Origin of the sequence: Dietzia sp. E1, assembly GCF_014145015.1 — a bacterium.
Taxonomy (GTDB): Bacteria; Actinomycetota; Actinomycetes; order Mycobacteriales; family Mycobacteriaceae; genus Dietzia; species Dietzia cinnamea_A.
This window is the reverse complement of record NZ_JAALDU010000071.1, coordinates 1-5596: the sequence shown is the minus strand read 5'-3', so window position 1 is coordinate 5596 and position 5596 is coordinate 1. Positions and strand designations below refer to the sequence as shown.

Genomic DNA, 5596 nt, shown 5'->3' with positions numbered 1-5596 from the left:
CGGCCGGCAGCACGTCCACGACCAGGCCCACGTCGCGCGCCTCGGCCGCCGACACCGCGTCCCCGCGCAGCAGCATGCGGGAGGCCACCGAGCGCCCCACGGACGCGGGTAGCAGCACGCTGGCGCCGCCGTCGGGCATGAGGCCGATGTTGGTGAAGGCGAACAGCAGGTAGGCGTCCTCGGACATGAACATCGTGTCGGCGGCCAGGGCCAGGGAGACCCCGACGCCGGCGGCCGGCCCGTTGACCGCCGCGATCACCGGGACGGGCGCCTTGAGCACGGCGTGCACGAGGTTGTTGGCGGCGTCCATCGTGACGTCGGGCGCGACCGCGTCGCCGGACGAGCCGGCCTCGCCGGCGGCCTGGAGGTCGGCCCCGGTGGTGAAGGCGCCACCCTCACCGGCGAGGACGATGACACGCGTGTCGTCCTCCGCCCCCACCTCGGCGATCACCTCGCCCAGCGCCGCGAGGGTCGCGTAGTCGACCGCGTTCATCCGCTCGGGGCGGTTGATCGTGATGGTGACCACGCCCACGTCGTCCCTGTCGAGGCGCAGGGCGTCGCGTCCCGAGGCGGTCATCGGACGGCCTCCGCGGCCGCGACCATCCCGGCCAGGCGGGAGGTGATGATCTCCTCCGCCTCCGTCATCATCCGGTCGACGAGCTCGGCCACGGTGGGCACGTCGTCGATGAGGCCCTGGCACTGGCCGGCGGTCCAGATTCCCGCGTCCAGGTCGCCGTCCTCGAAGACCTTGCGCCCGCGGGCGCCGGCGACGAGATGCTGGATGTCGGCGAACTCGACGCCCTCGGCCTCCTTGGCCACGACCTCGGCCGAGATCGCATTGGCGGCGACCCGGGCGGTGTTGCGCAGCGTCCGGAAGATCAGCTTGGTGTCCAGCTCGGAGTTGGCCACGATCTGTTGCTTGACCTGCTCGGCGACCGGCGACTCGGCGGTGCACATGAAGCGGGTGCCCATGTTGGCGCCGTCGGCGCCGAGGGCCAGAGCCGCGACCATGCCGCGCGCATCGGCGATGCCACCGGAGGCGAGGATCGGGATCGTGAGCCTGGACGCCGCCGCGGGGATGAGGACCAGGCCGGGGACGTCGTCCTCCCCGGGGGTGCCCGGCGCACTCGAAGCCGTCGATGGACACGGCGTCCACGCCGAGCCGCTCGGCCTTGAGGGCGTGGCGCACGGAGGTGCACTTGTGGATCACCTTGATGCCGGCCTCGTGGAACACCGGCAGGTGCTCGGAAGGGTTCGATCCTGCGGTCTCGACGATCTTCACACCCGACTCCACGATCGCCTGCCGGTACTCGGCGTAGGGCGGCGGGTTGATCGACGGCAGGATCGTGAGGTTGACCCCGAACGGCTGGTCGGTCATATCCCGGCAGCGGGCGATCTCTCTGACCAGGTCCTCCGGCGTCGGCTGGGTGAGGCCGGTGATGATGCCCAGGGCACCGGCCTCCGACACCGCGGCGGCGAGTTCGGCGCGGCCGACCCACATCATCCCGCCCTGCACGATCGGGTGACGGACGCCGAACTCCTCGGTGAAGCGGGTGCGGATCACGGCCGGACCTCCTCGTAGGTGCCGCCTGAGGCGGCCCTGGAGCGCAGGGACTCGGGCGGCGTGAACCGCTCGCCGTAACGCTGCGCGAGCTCCTCGGCGCGGGCGACGAACCCGGGCAGGCCGCCGGGGTACTGGTCCATGTAGCGGGCGACGCCGCCGGTCCAGCCGGGGAAGCCGATGCCCAGGATCGAGCCGACGTTGGCGTCGGTGGTGGTCTCGAGCACGCCCTCGTCGAGGCACTTGACGGTCTCGATCGCCTCGGCGAAGAGCATGCGGTCGATCGCGTCCTGCAACGGGATCTCGGTGGTGCCGCCGAAGGCGTCCTTCAGGCCGGGCCACAGGCCGACGCGCTTGCCGTCCGAGTACTCGTAGAACCCGGCTCCGCTCGAGCGGCCCTTGCGGTCGAACTCGTCGATCATGCGATCGAGCACCGCGTTGCCCGGGTGGTCGGGCAGCACCCGACCTTCGGCCTCGGCGGCCTCGCGGGTCTCGTCCCGGATCTTGCGGGGCAGGGTCAGGGTGAGCTCGTCCATGAGGGCGAGAACGGGCGCGGGGTAGCCGGCCTGCGAGGAGGCCTGCTCGATGGTCGGCGCGGGCACGCCCTCGGCGAGAAGGGCCATGCCCTCGTTGGTGAAGGTGCCGATGACGCGGGAGGTGAAGAACCCGCGGGAGTCGTTGACGACGATCGGGGTCTTGCCGATCTGGGCGACCAGCGCCAGGGCTCGTCCCAGGGTGTCCTCGGCGGTCTTGGCGCCCTTGATGATCTCGACCAGCGGCATCTTGTCGACCGGGGAGAAGAAGTGCAGACCGATGAAGTCCGCGGGCCGGTCGACGCCCTCGGCCAGCATGGTGATGGGCAGGGTCGAGGTGTTCGAGCACAGGAGCGCGTCGGGCGCGAGATGCGGGGCGATCTCGGCGAACACCTGCTCCTTCACCTTCGGGTCCTCGAAGACGGCCTCGATGACGGCCTGCGCACCGTCGGCGGCGGCGGCGTCGGTGGTCGGGGTGATGCGCGCCAGGAGCGCGTCGCCCTTGAGCTGGGCCTTGTCGCGCGCCTCGCCCTCGGCCGCGCGGGCGACGGACTTGGCGACGAGCTTCTCGGAGTAGCCCTTGCCGCGCTCGGCGGCGGCCTGGTCGATGTCCTTGAGGACGACCTCCATGCCGGCCTTGGCGCACACGTAGGCGATCGCGGCGCCCATCATGCCGGCACCGAGGACGACGACCTTGCCGATCGGCTCGCGCTCGGCGGAGCCGTGCTTCTTGGCGAGGCCGTTGGCCTTCTGCATGTCGAAGAAGAAGGCGCGGATCATGTTCTTGGCCGTCTGCCCGGTGGCGAGGCCGGCGAAGTAGCGGGCCTCGACCTTCTCCGCGGCGGCGAAGTCGAGTCCCGCGCCCTCCACGGCAGCGGCCATGATGGCGACGGGGGCCGGGTACGGCGCGCCCTTGAGCTGCTTGCGCAGCATGGCCGGGAAGGCGGGCAGGTTGGCCGCGAGCGCGGGGTTGGACGGGGTGCCGCCGGGCATCCGGTAGCCCTTGCGGTCCCACGGCTGGGCGGCCTCGGGGTTGGCCTTGATCCACTCCTTGGCGGCGGGCAGCAGGTCCCCGGGCCCGGCGACGAGCTCGTCGACCAGGCCGATCTCCGCGGCCTTTCCGGGGCGCAGGCGCTTGCCCTCGAGGAGGACCTCCATCAGCGCGGTGGCCACGCCGAGCATGCGCACGGTGCGGACGATGCCGCCACCGCCGGGCAGCAGGCCCAGGCCGACCTCGGGCAGGCCCAGCTGGACGGCCGGGGAGTCCACGACGATGCGGCGGTGGGCGGCGAGGGCGATCTCGAGGCCACCGCCGAGCGCGGTACCGGCGATCGCGGCCACGACCGGCTTGCCCAGGGTCTCGAGGCGCCGCAACGGGGCCTTGGCCCGCTCGACGGTCTGGATCGCCAGGTCGGAGCCGTCGGCGGGGATGGACAGGATGTCGCCGAGGTCGCCGCCGGCGAAGAAGGTCTTCTTGGCGGAGGTGAGGACGACGCCGGTGACGTCGTCGATCTCGGCCTCCAGGCGGTCGACGGCCGCCTCCATGGAGGCGAGGTAGTCGGCGTTCATGGTGTTGGCGCTCTGGTTGGGGTCGTCCATGGTGAGGACGACGACGCCGTCGGCATCGCGCTCGTAGGTGATGGTGTTGGTGTAATCGCTGCTCATTGAGGTGTTCTCGTCCTTGTGAGGCTGGAGGCCGGCGCTGGTCAGAGGCGTTCGATGATGGTGGCGATGCCCATCCCGGCACCCACGCAGAGGGTGGCGAGGGCGTAACGGGCGTCGCGGCGTTCCAGCTCGTCCAGGGCGGTGCCGAGGATCATCGCGCCGGTGGCGCCGAGCGGGTGCCCCATGGCGATCGCGCCGCCGTTGACGTTGATCTTCTCCATCGGGACGTCGAGATCCTTGGCGAACTTCATGGGCACGGCGGCGAACGCCTCGTTGACCTCGAACAGGTCGATGTCGTCGATCGTCAGGTCGGCCTTGGCGAGGGCCTTGCGGGCGGCGGGGGTCGGTCCGGTGAGCATGATCGTGGGCTCGGATCCGACGACCGCGGCGGAGACGATCCGCGCACGGGGCCTCAGGCCGTTGCGCTCGCCGGCCTCGGCGCTGCCGATGAGCATCGCGGTGGCACCGTCGACGATGCCGGAGGAGTTGCCGGCGTGGTGGACGTGGTCGAGCTTCTCGACCGAGTGGTACTTCTGCAGCGCCACGGCGTCGAATCCGGCCTGCTCGCCGAGCGCGGCGAAGCTCGGGTTGAGGTTCGCGAGGTCGTCGGCGGTAGTGCCCCGACGGATGTGCTCGTCGTGGTCGAGCACGACCTGGCCGGCGAGGTCGACGACGGGGACGACCGAACCGGCGAACCGGCCTGAGTCCCATGCCGCGCACGCCAGCTCCTGCGAGCGGGCGGCGAATTCGTCGACATCGCGGCGGGAGAAGCCCTCCAGCGTGGCGATGAGGTCGGCGCCGATGCCCTGGGGCACGAACGAGGTCTCGTAGTTGACGCGCGGGTTCTGCGCCCAGGCGCCACCGTCGGAGCCCATGGGCACGCGCGACATCGACTCGACGCCGCCGGCGATGACGAGGTCCTCCCATCCGGCGCGGACCTTCTGCGCCGCGAGGTTCACCGCCTCCAGGCCCGAGGCGCAGAAGCGGTTCTCCTGGACGCCCGCCACGGTCTCCGGCAGCCCCGCGGCGATCGCGGCGACGCGCGGCAGCACCGCGCCCTGCTCGCCGACCGGGCCGACGATGCCCATGACCACGTCCTCGATCTGCGCGGGGTCGAGTCCACCGTTGCGCTCGACGATGGACCGCAGGACGCCGACCGCGAGGTCGATCGGGGCGACGCTGTAGAGCGAGCCGCTGGACTTGCCCCGTCCGCGGGGCGTGCGCACCGCGTCGTAGATGTAGGCCTCGGGCACTGACATGGGTGGGAGATCCCTTCCGCGTTCGAGCCCGCCGGGGCCGCCGGGCGGGCGGTCACGACGGATCCGATCACATATATGTGTGAATTAGGGTTTACTATGGCCACAGTATCCCGTGTTGTCAAGATCACACATGGTTCCGCCGAACCCGAGAGCCGAGACGCCGTGACCCTGCCTCCCCCGCCTCCAGCACCCGCGCTGTCACCTCCCGTCGCGGGCTCGCGACGTGCGGAGATAGCGCTCGCGGCGGCCGAGGAGTTCACCCGCCGCGGCTATCACTCGACCCGCGTCGAGCACATCGCCGAGCGGCTGGATCTCACGCCCGGGGCGCTGTACCGACACGTGCCGGGCAAGTACGAGATGTTCCGCGATGCCGTGGCCGTGCTGGTGTCCGAGCTCGAGGACGCCGCCGGATCCCGCGCGGAGCCCGACGGCGACGCGGCGTTGGCGCAGCTGGTCGACGCGGTCACCCGGGTCACGCTCACCCACCGGTCACGCGCGGCCCTGTACCGCTGGCAGGCGCGATACCTCACGCCGGAGGACCGCGCCGCGGTGGTCGCCGCCGACGCCCGCGTGCGCCG

General features: G+C 71.5%; 4 protein-coding genes and 1 pseudogene. 1 reads left to right on the top strand and 4 read right to left on the bottom strand.

Features of this window, described 5'->3' with window-relative positions; translation table 11 throughout:
- The 4 genes and pseudogenes from G6030_RS03165 to G6030_RS03150 form a co-directional block, all read right to left on the bottom strand.
- Nucleotides 1–577, bottom strand: a 577-nt coding sequence (locus tag G6030_RS03165) for an enoyl-CoA hydratase-related protein (RefSeq protein WP_182642177.1), incomplete at its 3' end; no start/stop codon positions are given.
- Nucleotides 574–1561, bottom strand: a pseudogene (locus G6030_RS03160) (nitronate monooxygenase family protein). The pseudogene G6030_RS03160 and the gene G6030_RS03165, both read right to left, overlap by 4 nt.
- A complete protein-coding gene (locus tag G6030_RS03155; RefSeq protein ID WP_182642176.1) occupies nt 1561–3759 on the bottom strand; it encodes a 3-hydroxyacyl-CoA dehydrogenase NAD-binding domain-containing protein in 2199 nt (732 codons plus the stop codon). Before G6030_RS03155 ends, G6030_RS03160 begins: the two are co-directional and overlap by 1 nt.
- A gap of 41 nt (nt 3760–3800) precedes the next feature.
- The gene (locus G6030_RS03150; protein ID WP_182642175.1) at nt 3801–5018 is read right to left on the bottom strand and encodes an acetyl-CoA C-acetyltransferase; all 1218 of its coding nucleotides are present in this window, start codon (nt 5016–5018) and stop codon (nt 3801–3803) included.
- A gap of 162 nt (nt 5019–5180) precedes the next feature.
- Between G6030_RS03150 and G6030_RS03145 the strand changes: the two genes are divergently transcribed.
- Nucleotides 5181–5596, top strand: a 416-nt coding sequence (locus G6030_RS03145; protein ID WP_182642174.1) for a TetR/AcrR family transcriptional regulator, incomplete at its 3' end; no start/stop codon positions are given.

Bases quoted from the DNA above. Each gene is read 5' to 3' on its own strand.
- G6030_RS03155 (WP_182642176.1), bottom strand. From the start codon at position 3,759: ATGAGCAGCGATTACACCAACACCATCACCTACGAGCGCGATGCCGAC.
- G6030_RS03150 (WP_182642175.1), bottom strand. From the start codon at position 5,018: ATGTCAGTGCCCGAGGCCTACATCTACGACGCGGTGCGCACGCCCCGC.